The sequence below is a fragment of the Stenotrophomonas sp. P5_A8 genome (genome assembly GCF_056400545.1).
The window spans coordinates 13,212-32,710 of the sequence record NZ_JBFULB010000002.1 but is presented as its reverse complement, the minus strand read 5'-3'; the positions used below and the strand labels follow the sequence as shown (position 1 = coordinate 32,710).

The window sequence follows — 19,499 nt, the reverse complement described above, 5'->3', positions numbered from 1 at the left end:
GGTAGACCCCGGCTCCACAATGGCCACGGTTTGGTGTTGCATCGCGAAGACTGTGATGGGTGAATCAGTTACTGATATCGCCGGATAGATATACAAGTTCTCGCATGGTTTGGCGGATAGGCAGGCGGAAGACTGGAGCCTCGCTCGCGTAATGGGGATTCAGCATGTATTCGACCACCTGCAAAAAACCGGCTCAGCGCCGTTGCCGTTACATCGTCGCTGCCGGCCTGTTGATGCTCGCGTTCAACGGAATCGCCGCGTCGCATGAAGCGGGTGCTGCGCACGTGGTGACCAACCCCACGCTCGACGAAGCCATGCAGGACACCACGGTAATTACCTCGCTGAAGACGCTGCTGGGTAACCATTACGCCGCGTTCCGAAGCCGCTTCGACCAAGTCGCACAACCGGTGCCGCTCAAGGACGGTGGGCTGCTGCTGGATGGGTGGCAGGCCGATGCCTACGACACGCATGCCGCGGTGATTGTGGTTCTGCCTGACGGCGGCCTTCATGCTGCGTACTTCGACAGCGGCACATCGGAGGTCGTTTGCTTTTCTACGCCAGGCGCGCCCTGCCACTATGCCATTGCCATGTGGGCAAAGCGGTTTGACGTTTCGGCATGGAGAAGTGCTGCTCCGTCCTCGCCCGAAGCCTTCTGGGCACCGTTTCATCAATCCGGGCCGAACGCTGAAGAGCAGGTCGCCATGCGGAGCGTAGCAGCGTCAATATGGTCCCGGGAGATGGCGGACAACTGGAACATGAATGCTGGCGTAGGCGATGTGCTGGGTGGCGCCACCAAGCACATCATGGACTGCTCGGCCGCCTTCAGTCTGGTGCCCAAACCTGTGGGGTGGGTTCCCGGTTGGAGCTACGTAGCCAAATCAGCAGGGCAGATTGTGACTTACATCATCGGGGTTTCAGGCAACCGGGCGTATCGAACGTGTGTCGTTTCGGCATCACGCGACTGGCGCAGCTTCATCGAGTGGGCCTCGATTGACCTTTGATTCTTTGAGGCGGCATGCATGTGGGAGTTGATGGGTCAGTTTGCCAGCCTGCTTGCCGATCAGATCGGGCATCTTTTCGCCCGGCGCAGTGTGCGTGTGCTGCTGGTGGTGATCGTAGTGGTGGGTATTGGCAGCACGCTGCTGGTTCACTCTTGACCGCGCACCGCACACATAAAAGAACCCGCCGTGGGAGCGGCGGGTTTTCGGTGCTGCAACAGCGGTCGATCAGAACGTGTAGTTCACGCCCAGCATGTAGGTGCGGCCCCACTCCACGTATTCCAGCGGACGGTCCTTGGTGCCGGCGTAGGTGCGGTACGGCTCGTTGGTCAGGTTGCTTCCCTGCAGCAGCAGCGTCAACCCGTGCAGGCTGCTGCTCTCGGCGAAGGTGTAGCTCACCTGCGCATCGGTCACGTTCTCGCCGACCACGTAACGCAGCGTGCGGTTGCCGTTGAAGTTGCCGATCTCACCGATGAAGTCCGAACGCCGACGCTGGCTGATGCGCGCCTCGAAACCGCTGCGCTCGTAGTAGGCAGTCAGGTTGTACACGCGCTTGGACAGACCGGGCAGGCTGATCGGACCATCACCCACCGATGAGGCGCTTTCCGGATCACGGATGCTGACATCACTGTCGTTGAAGGTGGCACTGGCTTGCACGCCGAAGCCGCGCAGCGACGGCGAGAACATGTCCAATGGGAACGACGCGGTCAGTTCCAGTCCACGCAGCATTCCACCCTTGCCATTCTCCGGTGCGGTGAATGTACCGGTGGTCTGCGCCGGCGGCGAACCCACCGGCGGCGCGTAGTCGGCGACGAACTGCGAGAAGTCGTAGTTGTCCTGGGACTGCGTGTAGATGTAGGTCTTCAGCTGCTTGTAAAACACCGCTGCAGCCACGTACGCCTTCTCGCCGAAGTACTTCTCATAGGACAGATCCAGCGCATTGGCCCGCCATGGATCCAGCAGCGGGTTACCGCCACTGGCGCCGGGCTTGCCGGTAGCCACATCCACGCCGAACTCGAGCGACGAACGCATCTGGTCCACACGCGGGCGTGCCACCTGCTTGGCTGCGGCAAAGCGCAGCGTCTGCTGGTGCGGGAACATGAAAACCAGGTTCATGCTGGGCAGCCAGTCGTTGTACGCCTTGCCGTCGCTGAACGGACGCACGTTGCTGCCGGCCGGCTGCGAGGAGTCCCAGTAATTGGACTGCGAACTCTGGTCGGTGTGCTGCATCTGCACGCCGATATTGCCGCGTACGCCAACGTCGCCGATGTCGGTGTTGATGTTTGCGCGCAACCACGCGGTGGTGATCTTCTCCTGCACCGTCCATGCCTTGGGGACCAGGTAGGACAGGTCGTCGGTCGGCTCGAACACCATGTAACGATCGACCGCCGCCGGCACGTTCCACGACGGGATGTAGCCCATGCCGGCAAAGCCCAGGTTGACCGGCGCGTACTGCAGGTCGCCGGCGATGTTGGCATCGCCCTGGTCGCCGAGCAGGATGTTGCCTTCGGCCTGGGTCTTGTCCTTGCGGCGGTCGGCGTAGTTGACGCCCACGTCCACGTCGGCGAACCACGGCAGCGAATCGGGCAGGGCGAAGGTGGCCTGCAGGCGAGCGCCCTTCAGGCGGTCTTCGACCATCGGCACCTTGCCGTAGCCGGAGCCGTAGATGGTGTTGGTCAGGAACAGCGCATCGGGATTGGCGTAGTTCAGTCCCGGGCTGATCTGCGAGAACCCGTCCGGCTTGACCGCCACGCCGACCGAGTCCAGCTGCGGCATCGGGGTGAGCTGCAGGTTGTTTTCCAGATTCAGTTCGTTGCGCGTGGCCTTGGAGTAGTTCACGTCGGCGACCACCTTGACCCGCTCGAAGTTGAACTCGTTGTTCCAGCCGAACGCGTCGATCTTGTCCTTGCGCTTGTTGTACATGCCGCGCACCAGCGGGTACACGCCGGTGGCCACGCCGCCGGCGAAGGTGCCATCGGCATTGACCTGCGGGTTGGTGATCAGCAGGCCGGGGCTGTAACCGCCGTTGTAGTTGCTGAGGTTGACCTCGAACTGGTTGGCGGTGTCGATCTGCTCGGCTTCGGTGTGGAAGGCATCCAGGGTGCTGGTCCACACGTTGGACGGGCGGAACTGCACGGTGGCCATGACGCCGTCGCGTGTGTTGTTGCCCGTGCGACGCAGCGCCTTGATGCCGTCGGAGAACACCGTGCCCGGGGCCAGGCCGGGGCGGTTGCCCTGGTCGGTCTGCTCGGTGGTCCACGGCTCGTACAGGCCCACCTGGTTTTCCTGGATCGGCATGTCGCTGTGCGCGTAGCCGATCGACACGCCCCAGGTGTTGTCCAGGAACTGGTCGATGTAGCTGGCGCTGAAACGGTTGCCGTACGGGTCGACGTTGGCGGCCTTGCCCAGCGAGCTCTTCTGGTAGCGGCCGCTGATGGCGATCACGCGCTCAGCGAAGCTGAGCGGGCGCACGGTCTGCATGTCGATGGTGCCCGACAGACCCTGGCCGACCAGTGCCGCATCGGGGGTCTTGTACACGGTCACGCCATTGACCAGTTCCGAGGGGTACTGGTCGAATTCGACACTGCGGTTGTCGCCGGTGCTGACCACTTCACGCCCGTTGAGCAGGGTGGTGGCGAAGTCCGGCGACAGGCCGCGCACGCTGATGACCTGTGCACGGCCGGCCACGCGCTGGGCGGCCAGGCCGGGCAGGCGGCCCAGCGATTCGGCGATGCTCACATCGGGCAGTTTGCCGATGTCCTCGGCCGAGATCGCCTCGACCACCGAGGTGGCGTCCTGCTTGATCGCGATCGCGTTCTCGATGCCACGACGGATGCCGGTGACCTGCACCGTGTCCAGATTGGTGGCCGCCGTCCCTGTCGGCGTAGTGGGTTCGGCGGTCTGCGCCGACGCCATCAACGGCGTCAGGGCGACGGCCAGCGCGATACTCAGCGCGCTGCGCTTGCAGTTCAACATTTTCCCCTCCCAGGCAATGTTGCCAATCGATTTTGTAGTTGCCCGGAAGACCCGGGAGCGTCATGGCGCGGTGGCCGTTGACTGCGTGGCTATGGTAGGCAGCGCGCCATCGGCGTGAATCACCCTGCATACGTATTCAATGGCGTTTACAGCGTTGGAATCGGTTACAGGCGCGTTATCGCATTCGTGCTACCGCGTGTGGACCGGTCGTGCTGGTCGTTGGCCGTGTGTGCTTTCTGTCTGGTGTCCTGGGAGCCGGCCAGCGGCCGGCACTACCGGTGATGCGGGCGTTATCGGGTTACAACGGGGTAAAGCGGATCGCCTGGCCGCCGCCGGGCGCCAGCACCAGCGTCAGCGCATCGGCACTGGTCACCTCGCGGGTGTCGCGCACGAAGGCGCACGGGTTGCTGCGGAAATCGGCACCGTCGCCATCGCGGTAGATCTCGGCGCGATAGCGCACGCTCGGCATTTCCCCTCCCAAGGCAGCCGGAACATGGCTCGGACTATAGCCACGCAGATCCTGCCCTTACGCCGCATCGCCATGAATACGTATGCAAAGGGGCGCGCATCCGGGCGCGCCGTCTACCATGGGGCCAGGCACCCTGGGAGGGGGCCGCGAGCGCAACCGTCGGTCAGTGCCATGGCGGTCTGCGTAACTACAACGCGTGCAAAGAGGGAGGGAGGCCGACGGGTGCAAGCCGGTCCGCCGCTTCGATGCTGAAGATGATCTGCCTGACCGCTGCCCTTGGGCTGGCGCTGGGTTCGACCGCAACCGCGGCGGACCTTACCTTTGATGGCCGCACCGTGCGTGCCAGCTCCGCCGCCGGGGGTGGCTTCCAGCTGCATGCGCCGCAGGGCGATGTCGCGATCGCTGCGCAGCCGATGCGCAGCCGCACCGACAGCGTGCTGTTCGATGCGCTGTTCGCGCTGGCCCAGCAGGAAATGGATGCCGACCGCGTCGATGCGATCCGCGACCCGGCCTTCAACCAGGGCAATCAGGTCCCGTGCGACTGCTTCCAGACCGGCGAACGCTGGCCGTACGTGTGGACGCGGGATGTGAGTTTTGCCGCCGACCTGGCACTGTCGCGGCTGGATCCGGTACGGACCCGGCAGTCGCTGCAGTTCAAGCTCTCGGCCGCGCGCGATGGGCATACGCCGGGGCTGTTCGTGGCCCAGGACACCGGCTCGGGCGGCAGTTGGCCGATCAGCAGCGACCGCGTGGTGTGGTTCCTGGCCGCACGCGGGCTGCTCGCTGACCGACCCTTCGCCGACCAGGTCTGGCAGGCGCTGCAGGCCACCCTGGCGCAGGATCGCGCGGCGGTGTTCGACGCACGCATCGGCTTGTATCGCGGCGAGACTTCGTTCCTGGACTGGCGCGAACAGACCTACCCGGACTGGACCCGCCAGGACGTGCGCTTCATCGGCGAGTCGTTCGCGTTGTCCACCAACGTGCTGCATTACCAGGCCCTGCGCCTGGCCGAGCGGCTGGCGCGCGAGCGCGGCGATGCCCGTGCCAGCGACTACGCCGGTTGGGCCGACGCACTGGCCACGCAGATCAACGCGCGCTTCTGGCGCGAGGACGCCGGCCAGTACATGAGCTACATCGGCGACGCCGCGCACCCGGTGCCCTACGCCAAGTACGACCTGCTGGCGATTTCGCTGGGCGTGCTGGCCGATGTGTTCCCCGCCGACCGCGCCCGCCGCGCGCTGGCCAGTTACCCGGCGGTGGAAGGCGGCAGCCCGGTGGTGTGGCCGCAGGAAGCGCAGCAGCCGATCTACCACAACCGCGCGGTGTGGCCGTTCGTCAGTGCGTACGCGCTGCGCGCCGCACGCCGTCTGGATGACGCCGCCCGCATCCAGCTGGAGATCGAATCACTGATGCGGGGCACCGCTTTGGCCGGCTCCAACATGGAAAACTACGAGATGCGCCGCCTGGCCGTGCATGTCGACGAAGGCGCGTTGAGCGGCCCGGTGGTCAACTCGCCGCGCCAGCTGTGGTCGGTGGCCGGCTATCTGTCGATGGTGCTGGAAGGCGTGTTCGGCGTGGAGGCCGATGGCAGCGTCGCCCCGAAACTACCGACCGCGCTGGTACCGCAGCTGTTCGGCAAGCGCGGCAGCATCGTGCTGGACGACGGCACGACCCGCTACGTGCTCAAGCGCCCGCGCAAGCTGGATGGCGCGTTGCTGGTGGCAAAAAACATCGTACGCAAGAACAACACCGTCACCGTGCAACTAATGGCCGTCCCCGGTAGAGCCGAGCCACGCTCGGCTGCTCCTGCTCCTGCTCCTGCTCCCGCTCCTGTTTCCGCAGCCGCCTACGCCCCCACCACACCCACCGCGCCCAAACCGGTCAAACGCGGCAAGACCTGGTCGATTCCAGTTCCCGCCAGCCACGTGTTGTGGCTGGATGGCCGCGAGGTCACCACCGCCCCGCCGCTCTCCCTCCGCGACGACGGCCACCAGCACTGCCTCAGCCTCACCCGTCGCGAAGGCACGCTGGAATCCCTGCACAGCCCGATGACCTGCGTCGGCCCGCAGCAGCGCCTCACCGGCACGGCCACGTGGCGCTGGTCCGCCACCCAGCCCACCCGCGTGCGCATCCGCCTGCGCTATGACAATCCCAATGGCCCGATCAACACCGGCGTCACCGCGGCGGTGAAGCAGCTGGTCGCCCAGTGCCCGGGCCAGCCGGCGCAGCGTGCCACCGTGGTGATGCCGCACAGCGTGGGGCCGCAGGAGTCCACGGCGGCGGAATTCGACCTGCCCAAGGGCAGCTGCCGCTTCACGCTGGAGGAGGGCTTCAACATGAGCGCGCTGGCGCACTTTGCCACCTACAACGGCGGCAAGGGCGGCCGCGATGGCGTGCTCAACCAGGCCAAGGTCAGCGCGCTGCTGATCGCCCCGATCGCCCCTGCCGCAGAGCCTGCCCGATGAGCCGCCCCGCCAAGCCAACGCTGTCGTTCTGGCAGATCTGGAACATGTGCTTCGGCTTCCTCGGCATCCAGTTCGGGTTCGCGTTGCAGAACGCCAACGCCAGCCGCATCTTCGAGACCCTCGGCGCACCGATGGATGCGGTGCCCGGGCTGTGGATTGCCGCACCGCTGACCGGGCTGCTGGTGCAGCCGGTGATCGGCTACTGGTCCGACCGCACCTGGACGCGCTGGGGGCGACGTCGCCCGTACTTCATGGTCGGCGCGTTGCTCACCACGCTGGCCCTGCTGGTGATGCCCAACTCGCCCACGCTGTGGATTGCCGCCGGCACGCTGTGGGTGCTGGATGCCTCGATCAATGTGTCGATGGAGCCGTTTCGCGCGTTTGTCGGCGACCAGCTTGCCCCGCGCCAGCGGCCCACCGGCTACGCGATGCAGAGTTTCTTCATCGGCATCGGTGCGATCGTGGCCAGCTTCCTGCCCTTCCTCCTGGCCCACTTCGGCGTGGCCAATACCGCCGGGGCAGGGCAGGTGCCGGACACGGTGCGCTATGCGTTCTACGTCGGTGCGGGTGTGCTGCTGGCTGCGATCTGCTGGACGGTGTTCCGCACCCGCGAATACACGCCGACCGAGCTGGCCGGCTTCGCCGATGCCGAACCGCCGGCCGCGCAGCAGTCGTCGCGCAGGGCCGGTCCGCCGCCGTGGGCGCAGAGCGCGCTGTGGCTGCTGACCGGCGTGCTGATGGCTGCGACCATCGCCTGGCAGCGGGGCGACAAGATGCTGTACGTGCTGGCCGGCCTGTGCGCGGCCTACGGCCTGCTGCTGGGCGCCTCGCGCCTGCTGCCGGGCACGCACATGCTGGCGCAGATCGTCGATGACCTGCGCGCGATGCCGCAGACCATGCGGCGGCTGGCGTGGGTGCAGTTCTACTCATGGTTCGCGCTGTTCGCGATGTGGATCTACACCACCGCCGCGGTAGCGGGCACCCACTTCGGCTCCACAGATCCGGCATCGGCGGCGTACAACGAAGGCGCCAACTGGGTGGGCGTACTGTTCGGTGCCTACAATGGTTTCGCCGCGCTGGCTGCGCTGCTCATCCCGCCGATGGTGCGCCTGCTCGGGTTGCGCTGGAGCCACCTGGTCAATCTGTGGCTGGGCGGGCTGGGGCTGATCTCGTTGGCGGTGATCGATGATCCCAAATGGCTGCTGCTGTCGATGGTCGGCGTCGGTTTCGCCTGGGCCTCGATCCTGTCGCTGCCGTATGCGCTGCTGTCCGACAGCGTGCCGGCGGCCAAGATGGGCATTTACATGGGCCTGTTCAATTTCTTCATCGTCATCCCGCAGTTGATCGCCGCCAGCGCGCTGGGCTTCATGCTGCGCACCTGGCTGGGCGGTGATCCGATGCACGTGCTTGCCCTGGGCGGCGCCAGCCTGCTGGTGGCCGGCGTGTGCGTGCTGCGCGTGCCTTCCACACAGGAGCTTGCCTGATGCATGGTTTTTCCCGGGTGTCGCTGGGCCTGTCCGTTGCGCTGTTGTCGGTCCAGGCCATCGCCGCGCCGCGCCCCGAGTACGTGGGCACCACCGAACCGTTCGCCAGCGATGCGGTGTACTTCGTGGTCACCGACCGCTTCGTCAACGGCGACCCGTCCAATGACCACCGCGACCAGGGCGGCACGCACCGCACCTTCGACATCCCGGTGCCATGCCCGGACAAGGTCGACGGCAACATCGGCTACCTCGGCGGTGACTTCAAGGGCGTGCTCGACAACGCCGACTACATCCGCGACCTGGGCTTCGGCGCGGTCTGGATCACCCCGATCGTGGACAACCCCGATGAGGCCTTCACCGGCAGCAAGCCGATCAGCTGCAGCAGCACCCTGACCGATCGCGGCAAGACCGGCTACCACGGCTACTGGGGCATCAACTTCTACAAACTCGATGAGCACCTGCCCAGCGCCAACCTCGATTTTGCCGGGCTTACCCGTGGCCTGCATGCGGCCAGGCTGAAAGTGGTGCTGGACATCGTCGGCAATCACGGCTCGCCGGCCTGGACCATGCCCACGCGCCARCCGCAGTTCGGGCAGATCTTCGACAAGGACGGCACGCTCATCGCCGACCACCAGAACCTGCCGCCGCAACAGCTGGACCCGGCACACAACCCGCTGCACGCGTTCTACAACAACATCGGCCCGGTCGATAGCAAGAACGGCTCGATCTTCAGCGGCAACCTGGCCGAGCTGTCGGATTTCAACGAGCACAATCCGGCGGTGATGGACTACCTGGTTGGCGCGTACCTGCAGTGGACCGCGCAGGGCGTGGACGCGCTGCGCATCGATACCATCGGCTGGTTGCCGCACCCGTGGTGGCATGCGTTCGTCAGCCGCATCCGCGCGGCGCATCCGGGCATGTTCATGTTCGGCGAGGCTTTCGACTACGACGCCAATACGATTGCCGAGCATACCTGGCCGGCCAACGCCAACGTCAGCGTGCTGGATTTCCCGCTGCGCGGTGCGTTGTCCTCGGTGTTCGGCAAGGAACAGAAGGGCTTTGAAGCCCTGGCCGAGCCGCTGCACCTGGTCGGTGGGCCGTATGCCAATCCGTACGAGCTGATGAGCTTCTACGACAACCACGACATGGCCCGCCTGGACGCCACCGACAACGGCTTCATCGACGCGCACAACTGGCTGTTCACCGCGCGCGGCATCCCGGTGCTCTATTACGGGTCGGAAGTGGGGTTCATGCGCAGCCGCGCCGAACACGCCGGCAACCGCGCCTACTTCGGCCAGCAGCGCATCGCCGCCGCCCCGCAGAGCCCGATCTTCGGTCCGCTGCAGCGCATCGCGCAGCTGCGCCAAGCCACACCGGCGCTGCAGCGTGGCCTCCAGGTCAACGAGCGCCTGCAGGGCGATGAAGCGGTGTTCTTCCGCGTGCTGCAGCAGGGCCACACCCACCAGACGGCGCTGGTGCTGCTCAACAAGGGGGATGCCGCGCGCAGCATCGAGGTGAGCCGCTACCTGCAGGCTGGCCAGTGGCGCGATGCCCTGGGCGGGCAGCGCCAGACGGTCAAGCGGACGCTGACGACCGAGGTGCCTGCGCACGGCGTGCGCGTGTTCGTGCTGGATGCGCCGGTGGAGCAGCCTGCGCTGCAGGCCCAGTTGAAGGCAGCGGTGGACGATCAGCAGGCGCGGACCCGGCGCCTGGCGAAATAGCCTGTCACCCGTCCGGTCCGCCGCGTTGCGGTGGGCCGGGCACTACACTCGGCACCGCGACCGCATGCTGCGGTCCTCGCCGAGCACTGTCTACATGTCCCAATTTTCCCTGCGCCCCGCAACGCCGGACGATGCCGAGCGTCTGTTCCACCTGATGCAGTTCTACTACTTTGAAGCGTCTGCCTGGAGTGGCGAGGACGTACGCGCAGACGGCCTGTTTGACTGCGACCTCAACGACGTCCGGGCGTCGGTCCGCGCTGATCCGGCCTGGGCCCGGCTGTTGTTCGTCGACGATGCGCTTGCCGGGTTCGTACTGGTGGACCAGGTGGAGCAGGACGGGCGCCGATGCCCTGAACTGGCCGACCTCTTCGTGCTGCCCAGGCACCGTCGCCAGGGGCTGGCCGCGCATGTCGTCACCGCCCTGGTGCGCCCCGATGGGGGCCAATGGCTGCTCGCGGTGTTCCGTGGCGACGGCGCCGCGTACGCCTACTGGACGCGCGCGCTGCCTCGCATGGGCATGCGTGCCATCGAACTGGCCAGTGATGACCCGACCTTCCATCGGTTCCTGATCGGGGACCCGGGCTGAGGGCTACCGCGCAGGCCCCCTGGCGGCCGGCCGCCCACCGCCGCAACGGTACAATGCGTCACCCCCTGCTGCCCGTCCGCCATGACCGAACTCCCCCCGCAGACCCCGATCGAAGCCCTGCTGCAGACCGCGATGGACGGCCAACTGCCGATCGGGCCGTTCATGAAGGCGTTCGTCGCCTCCGAGGTGGTGCTGCTTACCGGCAGCCTGGTCACCCCCGACGGCAGCGGCTTCGACCCGCTCCTGTTCGACAAGCAGGGCGTGCTGCACGTGGCCGTATTCACCCACATGTCGCGCGTCGGCTTCCATGCCCAGCAGGCCCCGCACACGATCCGCATGCAGATGCTCGAGGTGCTCAAGCGGGTGCCCGGTGGCTACGGGGTGGTGGTCAATCCCGGCACGCGCCTGGGGTTGGAGCTTTCGGCCGCCGGCATCGGCGAGATCCTCAAGGATTTTGCGTAGGCCGCCGCGCGTTTTTACATCGCCCACACCTTGCTTAATGCGATTTCAGTTAGCGAAGCTGATCACACAATTTCTACACAGAAGCGGTTGCTAGACTCGCCCCGTCGAAACTGGCGAACCTATGCAGACACAATCCGCACGCATCACCACCGGCATCCAGGGCCTGGATCAGATCCTCCGTGGCGGCTTCCCGCAGGGGCGGCTGTACCTGCTGGAGGGACCGCCCGGTTCGGGCAAGACCACGCTGTCGCTGCAGTTCCTGCTCGAAGGGCTGCAGCGCGGTGAGCGCTGCCTGTATATCACCCTGTCCGAGACGGCCGAGGAACTGCGCGAGGTTGCCACCGCGCATGGCTGGTCGCTGGAGGGCCTGCACCTGTTCGAACTCGGCTCGGCCGAGGACGCGCTGGGCAACGGACGCCTGCAGTCGGTCCTGCATTCGTGGGAAGTGGAGCTGGATGAAACCGTCAACCTGATCCTGGGCGAAGTGGACCGCATCCGGCCCAATCGCGTGGTGTTCGATTCGCTGTCCGAGTTGCGGCTGCTGGCCCAGGATTCGCTGCGTTACCGCCGCCAGATCCTGGCGTTGAAGCAGTTCTTCGCGCCCAAGAGCGCCACCGTGTTCCTGGTCGATGACCTCACCTCCACCGGTGAGGACCGCGACGGCCAGTTGCACAGCCTGTGCCATGGCGTGATCTCGCTGGAGCGGCTGACCCTGGACTTCGGTCCGGCGCGTCGCCGCCTGCAGGTACAGAAGCTGCGCGGTGTGGACTTCGTCGCCGGCTACCACGACATGGTCATCCGCGAGGGCGGGCTGGAGGTGTTCCCGCGCCTGATCGCCAACCAGCATCATGATTATTTCCAAGGCACCCCGATCGGCAGCGGCGTGGACGAGATCGACAACCTGCTCGGCGGCGGTCCCCTGCGCGGCACCTGCACTCTACTCACCGGCCCGGCCGGCAGCGGTAAAACCAACGTGGCGCTGCAGTACATCTGGGCCGCGTGCGAGCGCGGCGAGAAGTGCTGCATCTTCGAGTTCGACGAGCGCGTCGGTACCCTGCTGAACCGGGCCAAGGCGCTGGATATCGACCTGCACGCGCATCTGGCGTCCGGGCGCCTGGAAATCATGCAGATCGACCCGGCCGACATCTCGCCCGGCGAGTTCTCCTGGAACATCCAGAAGGCGGTCGAGGAGCGCGGCTGCAGCGTCCTGCTGATCGACAGCCTTAATGGCTACGTGGCGGCCATGCCGCAGGAAAAGCAGCTGATGCTGCAGTTGCATGAGATGTTGTCCTATCTCAACCAGAAGGGCGTAGTCACCTTCATGGTGAATCCTCAGCACGGCCTGGTCGGCACCATGTCCACGGGAAGCATCAATGTGTCCTACATCGCCGATGCAGTGATCCTGTTCCGCTTCTTCGAGGCGCAGGGGCGCATTCGCAAGGCGATTTCGGTCATCAAGAACCGCGGTGGCGCGCACGAAGACACCATCCGCGAGCTCAAGATCGATGGCCGCGGCCTGGCGTTGAGCGGTCCGTTGAAGGAGTTCAGGGGCATCCTCACCGGCACTCCGGAATTTGTTGGCGACAGCGCGGAACTGCTGGGCCACCCGTATGCCGGATGACGAAGGCGCAACCAGTATCGTCCACATTGTCGCGCCGTTCGGGCGCGACGCCCAGAGCATTGCCGCAGTGCTGCACAGTGCGGGCCTGGTCACCTGCATCCACACCAACCTGACCGCGCTGGCCGAGGCGCTCGACCAGCGTGCCGGCGTGGTGCTGATCACTGAAGAAGCAGTGGCGACCGGCGCGGACATGCTGCTCGCGCCGCTGTCGGCACAGGAAGCCTGGTCGGACCTGCCCTTCATCCTGCTGCGTTCGCCACGTGCCCATCGGCGTTCGCCGGTGGACGGGCTGCTGCCGCAGTCGATGAACGTGGTCGAGCTGGACCGTCCGCTGGGCAGTATTTCGCTGCTGAGTTCGGTGCAGGGCGCGTTGCGCGCGCGCGAGAAGCAGTACCTGGTGCGCGACCAGATGCAGGCGCTGGCCGACAGCCGGGTCGCGCTGGTGCGCAGTGAATCGGAGCTGCGGCTGATCGCCGATGCGATGCCGGTGCTCATCGCCTTCGTCGACCGCTCCCTGCACTACCGGTTCGCCAACCGCGCCTATGAAACCTGGTTCGATCTGCCGGTCGGCGAGGTGATCGGCAGGCATGTCAGCGAGGTGGTGGGCATCGATGTGTCCGACAGCCGCAATGCGGCGATGGCGCGCGCGCTGCAGGGCGAGGAAGTGGTGTTCGAGGTCAGCTGGCCGCGACGCGATGGGTCGCGGCGCGACAGCGAAGTGCGTTACTCCCCGCGGTTTGTCGCCGACGGCGTGGCCGACGGTTTCCACGTCTTCGTCACCGACATCACCGCCTCCAAGATGGCGCTGGAGACCAGCCAGCAGCACGCCCAGGACCTGGAAGTGATGGTGGCCGAGCGCACCCGCGAACTGGAAGCGCAGATGGCCGCGCGCGAGGCCAGCGAGGCCGCGCTGCGCCAGGCGCAGAAAATGGAAGCCATCGGGCAACTCACCGGCGGCATCGCGCACGATTTCAACAACATGCTTACCGGCATCCTGTCCGCGCTGGACATCGTGCGGATGCGGCTGGAAATGGGCCGGGTGGATGACCTGGAGCGCTTCCTGGATACTGCCACCGCTTCCAGTCAACGCGCCGCCAGCCTTACCCAGCGGCTGCTTGCGTTCTCGCGCCGCCAGTCGCTGGATTCCCGGCCGGTGGAACTCAATGCACTGGTCGGCTCGATCGAGCACTTGCTGCGCAGCACCCTGGGCGAAACCGTCCGCGTCCATACCCGCCTCGCCGCCGCCCCGCTGCATGCTGCGCTGGATACCAACCAGTTTGAAAGCGCCCTGTTGAACCTGGCCATCAATGCACGCGATGCGATGCCGGGCGGTGGTGAACTGGAACTGCGCACCTCCTCGGTGACGATGGGCGAGGGCGAGTCGGCCACCATCCCGGCGGGCGACTACGCCGTGGTGGCCGTAGCCGATACCGGTAGCGGCATGCCCCCGGAAGTGGTCGAACGTGCGTTCGAGCCGTTCTTCACCACCAAGCCGATCGGCAAGGGCACCGGGCTGGGCATGTCGATGGTGTACGGCTTCATGCAGCAGTCCGGCGGCCACATCGCCATCGATTCCCTGCCCGGGCAGGGCACTACCATTTCACTGTATATCCCACTGGTGGAGCCAGCGATCGAGCCGGTGCCCGCCGCCAGCACCCCGACGGTGTCGCTGGGGTCGGGTCAGTCCATCCTGGTGGTTGAAGACGACGCCCAGGTGCGGATGCTGGTCACCGTGGTGCTGGAAGACCTGGGTTATCGGGTGGAAGTGGTCGGCGATGCCGACGGCGCCATCCCCATCCTGGCCTCGTCGCGACGCATCGACCTGCTGGTCACCGACGTTGGCCTGCCCGGCCTCAACGGGCGCCAGCTGGCGGAGATCGCGCGGCAATCCCGACCGGGTCTGCCGGTGTTGTTCATGACCGGCTACGCGGAGAAGGCGCAGGAACGTTCGGCGTTCCTGGAAACCGGCATGGCGATGATCGCCAAGCCGTTCCTGCTTGACGAGTTCAGCGAGGCGGTGCTGCAGTCGATGGCCGAGGCGCAGGTGTCCGCCGCAGGCTGAGCCTGTCGGTGCAGGGCCTGCGTGACGCAGGCCCGTTGCCTTGGGTGTGCGGCCGAGCACGGCTCGGCCCTACAGACTCACCTTGCGCCGATTGTCATCGCTGACCCGGTCGATCAACTTGTTGTACGGATCGAAACCGGCCTCATCCGGCTTGCCATCCACCACCACGGTGACCGTCGGGGACTCGGTGGTGATGTGGTGGCGCTTCAGGTACAGCACCTTCTGGTCGCGCTCCTTGCCCGACGGCGCGTTGGCGAACACGCCCACGTCGACCCAGTCGTCCATCCTTCCGGGCGTTTCCTTGCCGCCGCCGTCGGCATAGCGCTTCTCGGCGTGCAGCGTGAGGGTGACCTCGTACTTGCCGTCATCGCGCTTGCGCGCCTTCGCCTCCAGCAGGCGGTTGTCGTACAGGGTGATCTTCTCGAACAGATCGGTCACCAATGCCTGGCGGTCCGCCGGGGTCTCGGCACGGATGTAGTCCAGCAATTCGCGCGAGGTGGTGTACGGCGGCTGCTGGTAACCCTTGTCCTGCAGGAAACGCTTGAGCGCGCGGTTCAAGGCGTCCTCGCCGATCTCTTCGCGCAGGCGGTAGAACACCAGCGAGCCCTTCTCGTAGTGGATGTACTGCTGGTTCTCCACACGCTCCAGCGGCAGCTCTTCGATGCGTTCGCCACCGCGGCCGGACAGGTAGCGGTCCAGTTCGGTCTTGAGGAACTGCCGCATGTGCTGGCGACCGTAGGCCTTCTCCATCACCATCAATGCCGAGTACTGCGCCAGCGACTCGGACAGCATCGTCGCGCCCTGCACGTTGGCACCGATCACCTGGTGCGCCCACCATTGGTGCGCGATCTCATGGGCGGTCACGTAGAACACGTAGTCGATCTTCTCCGGATCACGCAGATCGGCAATGAAGCCGATCGATTCGGAGTAGGGGATGGTATTGGCGAAGGACTGCGCGAAGCTCTGGTACCCCGGGAATTCGATGATGCGCACCTGGCGGTGCTGGTACGGGGTGAAATTGGCCTCGTAGTAGGCCAGCGACTTCTGCACTGCCTCGATCATGCGGTCCACGTTGTAGCCGTGGCGCGGATCGAAATACACCTCGATCGGGATGTCCTTGTACATGCCGCGCTTGACCTGCCAACGCGCGGACAGGTACGCGTAGAAGTTGAGCATCGGCCGGTCCATGGCATAGCGGAAGCAGCGCCGGCCATTGATCGTCTTCTCCTCCTGCAGGTAGCCCGGTGCCAGCGCGATCTGGTCCGGCGCGGTGCAGATCGTGGTGCGGAAATCGAGCCAGTCCGCGTCGTCGGAGATGTAGGTGTTGGCACGCGCCGTTTCATCTTCCAGCTTGGGCATGCGGGTCGGTTCGCCCAACCCGCGCTTGCGGCGCTCGTTGCGGTCTTCCAGCTGCGCGGCGTCTTCGTAGCCGAACGAGGGCAGCATGCGGCTGTTGAAGAAGCTGCCGTTTTCGACCACGTCGGTGGGGGCCTGCCCGGCGGTGATGCCATCGGGGTGCTGGTCCACGCGGAAGTGCACGCGGCGCTCTTCGCCCGGCTGCAATGGGTTGTTCAAGTGGTAGATGCGGTAGCCCAGATCGACATCATGGAAACCCAGCGTCTGCCCGCCCAGGTCCACGGCAACGAGCTGCCGGTCGTCGCCCATCGCGATATGGATGTCGGTGATGGGGGTGGCGTGGGTGTTGCGCACGGTCCAGTCGGCATCGAGGGTGACCGACCGGGTTTCCGGATGCAGGTCGACCCGGTTGTCCACCGCGACGATGCGCGGCTGCGGCAGGTCGCGGTACTTGGACAGCTCACGCTCGTAACGCGCCTGCAGGTCGCGCTGCTGGTCCGGCGACAGGAATTCGTTGCGGATGTTGGTGTTCCAGTACAGCCAGCCGCCGACCGCCACGAAGCCCACCATGGCCAGCGCCGCGCCCACACCGGCCGGGCCGCGCAGGCGACGGCGGGCCAGGGTGATGCGCTGGCGCAGGCCCGTTCCGACCCCGCGTACCCAGAACGCCGACGCCAGGCACAGCAACGCGGCCAGCAGCAGCGCCCAGTAACTCTGGAACGCCAGCTGCCCGACCAGGAAGTGGCCGAAGCCGTTCATGTCCGAATACGGCGCATTGGGCCAGTTGCCGAAGTTGTACAGGTTCTGGGTGTAGTCCAGCAGGCCGAGCGCGACCTGGCCGATCATCACCACGATCAGCAGCGCGTAGCCGGCAAACTTGTTGTTGGTCAGCACCTGCAGCACCAGCGCCATGCCGCCCATCAGCACGTAAAACACCGAGCCCAGCGCCAGCGTCTGCAGGTACACCAGCGGCTCCAGCCGCGTGTAGCCCTGGCCCAGCTGCAGCAGCATCGACACCGCCGCGCCCACCGCCTGGAAGCAGGCGATCACCACCACCAGCACGGTGAACTTGGCCAGCAGCGGCACCCAGTTGGGCACCGGCATCGCATCGTTGACTTCATTGAGCCGCGCGGTGCGTTCCTTCCACACCAGCTCGCCGGCGTAGAACAGCACGATGATCACCAGCAGCCAGCTGTACGCGCCCTGCAGCAAGGCCAGCATTTCGGCGGTGACCGGATAGATCGGCGTGCCGTACAGCGATTCCTGCGTCAGCGCGCCGGGAATGAAGTTGGCCAGGCCCAGTAGCAGCAGCACCAGGAACGGCACGCTGCGCAGCACGCCGGTGGTATCGAAGCGGACCTGACGCAGGTACTGCTGCCATCCGGTGACCGCACCGAAGGTGGGGCGGATGCGCGGTACCCCCCATTGCGTGGGGCGCACGGTCGCAGGCGTCGGCGCGGCAGGCTTGCGCCCCCAGCGACGCCGCCCGCTGCCACTGCGCTCGGTGCGGAACAGCGCGAAGGTCGCCGTGAACAAGGCGGCGGCAACGCCCAGCCACAGCGCGCGATTGGCCAACAGGTAACCGGCCACCTGCGGCAGCTGGGTGTTGCTCTGTTCGGCCGCCCAGTAGCGCACGGTGCGCCCGACGGCACGCATGCCCATCGGCTCGGCCAGCGTGGCGATCCAGGTGTTGTCGATGTCGCGCAGCAACGAGGCGCTCACCCCGTACAGCACGAAGTAGCCGACCAGGCCGATGTATACCCACAGGATCGAGCGGGTCAGCGCGGCCAGCATCGCCAGCAGTGCGGTGGTGAACACCAGGTTGGGCAGGACGATGAAGGCGAACGTCCACGCGTAGCCCCGCAGCGAGACCGGCCCCATCCGCGCCGGGTCCACCCAGGGCATGAACGGGGCCAGGAACAGGCCCGCGGCGATGATCAGATAGAACAGCAGGCCGGCGCACAGCGCGGCCAGGATGCGCCCGGCCAGGTAGTCGCGGCGTTTGACCGGGCTGGCGAAGATCAGCTCGGCGGTACCCAGCTCGAAATCGCGCAGCAGTGCATTGCTGACGAACAGGGTGGATACCAGCATGCCGAATATGGTGAACACGCCCATGAAGCGGGCAATCACAATCGGCGCGTTGCTGTGCACATTGCCGGTGCCACCGCCGATCTGCACCGCATCGGTGGAGGCCGCGGCGAAGGCCAGCGCGGCGAACAGCAGCGACAACAGCCAGAACAGGGGAGAGCGCAGCTGCTCGCGCAGCTCGAAGCGGAAGAAGGCAGTGATCATGGGCGCGCTCCGGTCAGGCAGCGCGCGACTGCAGGCGCAGCCGCTGGAAATAGACATCTTCAAGGTCAGGGGCGACCGCCTGGAAGCCATCGCCGGGGTTGGTGGCGCTGTGCACGTGGATCACCGGACGCCCGCCGACCAGCCGCGTCGACAGCACCACATGGTTGGCTTCATAGCCGGCCAGTTCGGCGGTATCCACCTGCTTGCGCCAGACCTGCTGGTGCAGCGCCTCGATCGCATCGCTGGGCTTGCCGGTCAGCAGCACCTGCCCCTTGTTCATGATGGCCATGCTCGGGCACAGGTCGGTGACATCTTCCACGATATGGGTGGACAGGATCACCGCGACGTTCTCGCCGATGGCGGCCAGCAGGTTGAGGAAGCGGTTGCGCTCTTCCGGGTCCAGGCCGGCGGTGGGTTCATCCACGATCACCAGGCGGGGATCACCCAGCAGCGCCTGGGCGATGCCGAAGCGCTGGCGCATGCCGCCCGAGTAGGTGCCCAGCTTGCGCTTGCGTGCGTCCCACAGGTTCACCTGCTGCAGCAGCCCGTCCACCACCTCGCGGCGCTGCCCCTTGTGGGTGAGGCCCTTGAGCACGGCGAAGTGCTCCAGCAGATCCAGCGCGCTCACCTTGGGATACACCCCGAAGTCCTGCGGCAGGTAGCCCAGCCGGCGCCGCACCGCATCCTTGTCGCGCAGCACGTCGATGGCCGGCTCGCCGGGAATCTCCAGGGTCACGCTGCCACTGTCGGCCTCCTGCAACGTGGACAGGGTCCGCATCAGCGAGGACTTGCCCGCGCCATTGGGGCCGAGCAGGCCGAACATGCCGCGCGGGATATCGAGCGTCACCCCGTTGAGCGCGTGCACGCCGTTGGCGTAGGTCTTGGACAGCGAGCGGATCTGCAGCATGGGGCGGACACCTTTCCCTGTGTTGAAGAGCGAGTTATGGGCGCAAAGGGAGGACGCTGCATCCGCCGTAAGTCATGGATGGGTGGGCGAGTGGGGGGAT

The 19,499-nt window shown here is 66.0% G+C and carries 12 protein-coding genes and 1 pseudogene; 9 read left to right on the top strand and 4 right to left on the bottom strand.

What is annotated here, in order from left to right:
• Positions 1-164 precede the first annotated feature (164 nt).
• Both AC1DQP_RS00290 and AC1DQP_RS00285 read left to right on the top strand, forming a co-directional pair.
• The gene (locus AC1DQP_RS00290) at positions 165-1,001 is read left to right on the top strand and encodes a hypothetical protein (RefSeq protein WP_457318662.1); all 837 of its coding nucleotides are present in this window, start codon (positions 165-167) and stop codon (positions 999-1,001) included.
• Positions 1,002-1,019: 18 nt separating this feature from the next.
• Complete coding sequence (locus AC1DQP_RS00285) at positions 1,020-1,157, top strand: hypothetical protein (protein WP_457318661.1); 138 nt, start codon at positions 1,020-1,022, stop codon at positions 1,155-1,157.
• A 69-nt stretch (positions 1,158-1,226) separates the two neighbouring features.
• Here the strand turns inward: AC1DQP_RS00285 and AC1DQP_RS00280 are convergent, their stop codons facing one another.
• Positions 1,227-3,974 (bottom strand): TonB-dependent receptor, encoded by a 2,748-nt coding sequence (locus tag AC1DQP_RS00280; RefSeq protein ID WP_457318660.1) that lies wholly within the window; start codon positions 3,972-3,974, stop codon positions 1,227-1,229.
• A 298-nt stretch (positions 3,975-4,272) separates the two neighbouring features.
• Positions 4,273-4,455, bottom strand: a pseudogene (locus tag AC1DQP_RS00275) (glycoside hydrolase family 97 C-terminal domain-containing protein); the annotation flags it as partial.
• Positions 4,456-4,688: 233 nt separating this feature from the next.
• Between AC1DQP_RS00275 and AC1DQP_RS00270 the strand changes: the two are divergent.
• The 7 genes from AC1DQP_RS00270 (at position 4,689) to AC1DQP_RS00240 (ending at position 14,844) form a co-directional block, all read left to right on the top strand.
• The gene (locus tag AC1DQP_RS00270) at positions 4,689-6,908 is read left to right on the top strand and encodes an alpha-L-rhamnosidase-related protein (protein WP_478050918.1); all 2,220 of its coding nucleotides are present in this window, start codon (positions 4,689-4,691) and stop codon (positions 6,906-6,908) included.
• Positions 6,905-8,392, top strand: coding sequence for an MFS transporter (locus AC1DQP_RS00265; RefSeq protein ID WP_457318658.1), 1,488 nt, complete (start codon positions 6,905-6,907; stop codon positions 8,390-8,392). The genes AC1DQP_RS00270 and AC1DQP_RS00265 overlap by 4 nt, the downstream gene beginning before the upstream one ends.
• Positions 8,392-10,113, top strand: a complete 1,722-nt coding sequence (locus AC1DQP_RS00260) for an alpha-amylase family glycosyl hydrolase (RefSeq protein WP_457318657.1) — start codon at positions 8,392-8,394, stop codon at positions 10,111-10,113. Before AC1DQP_RS00265 ends, AC1DQP_RS00260 begins: the two co-directional genes overlap by 1 nt.
• A gap of 94 nt (positions 10,114-10,207) precedes the next feature.
• Complete coding sequence (locus AC1DQP_RS00255) at positions 10,208-10,699, top strand: GNAT family N-acetyltransferase (RefSeq protein WP_256776403.1); 492 nt, start codon at positions 10,208-10,210, stop codon at positions 10,697-10,699.
• Between the two features lie 81 nt (positions 10,700-10,780).
• Positions 10,781-11,161, top strand: a complete 381-nt coding sequence (locus tag AC1DQP_RS00250) for an SseB family protein (protein ID WP_457318656.1) — start codon at positions 10,781-10,783, stop codon at positions 11,159-11,161.
• 121 nt (positions 11,162-11,282) lie between these two features.
• Positions 11,283-12,782, top strand: a complete 1,500-nt coding sequence (locus tag AC1DQP_RS00245; protein WP_256776401.1) for a DUF7125 family protein — start codon at positions 11,283-11,285, stop codon at positions 12,780-12,782.
• Positions 12,772-14,844, top strand: a complete 2,073-nt coding sequence (locus AC1DQP_RS00240) for an ATP-binding protein (RefSeq protein ID WP_478050917.1) — start codon at positions 12,772-12,774, stop codon at positions 14,842-14,844. Before AC1DQP_RS00245 ends, AC1DQP_RS00240 begins: the two co-directional genes overlap by 11 nt.
• Before the next feature lie 69 nt (positions 14,845-14,913).
• On the opposite strand, the gene AC1DQP_RS00235 is transcribed toward AC1DQP_RS00240, so the two are convergent.
• Both AC1DQP_RS00235 and AC1DQP_RS00230 read right to left on the bottom strand, forming a co-directional pair.
• Positions 14,914-18,492: an ABC transporter permease/M1 family aminopeptidase gene (locus tag AC1DQP_RS00235; RefSeq protein ID WP_457319489.1), complete on the bottom strand. Its 3,579-nt coding sequence runs from the start codon at positions 18,490-18,492 to the stop codon at positions 14,914-14,916.
• Positions 18,493-18,505: 13 nt separating this feature from the next.
• On the bottom strand, positions 18,506-19,399 hold the full coding sequence (locus AC1DQP_RS00230) for an ABC transporter ATP-binding protein (RefSeq protein ID WP_457319488.1): 894 nt from the start codon (positions 19,397-19,399) through the stop codon (positions 18,506-18,508).
• Positions 19,400-19,499 lie beyond the last annotated feature (100 nt).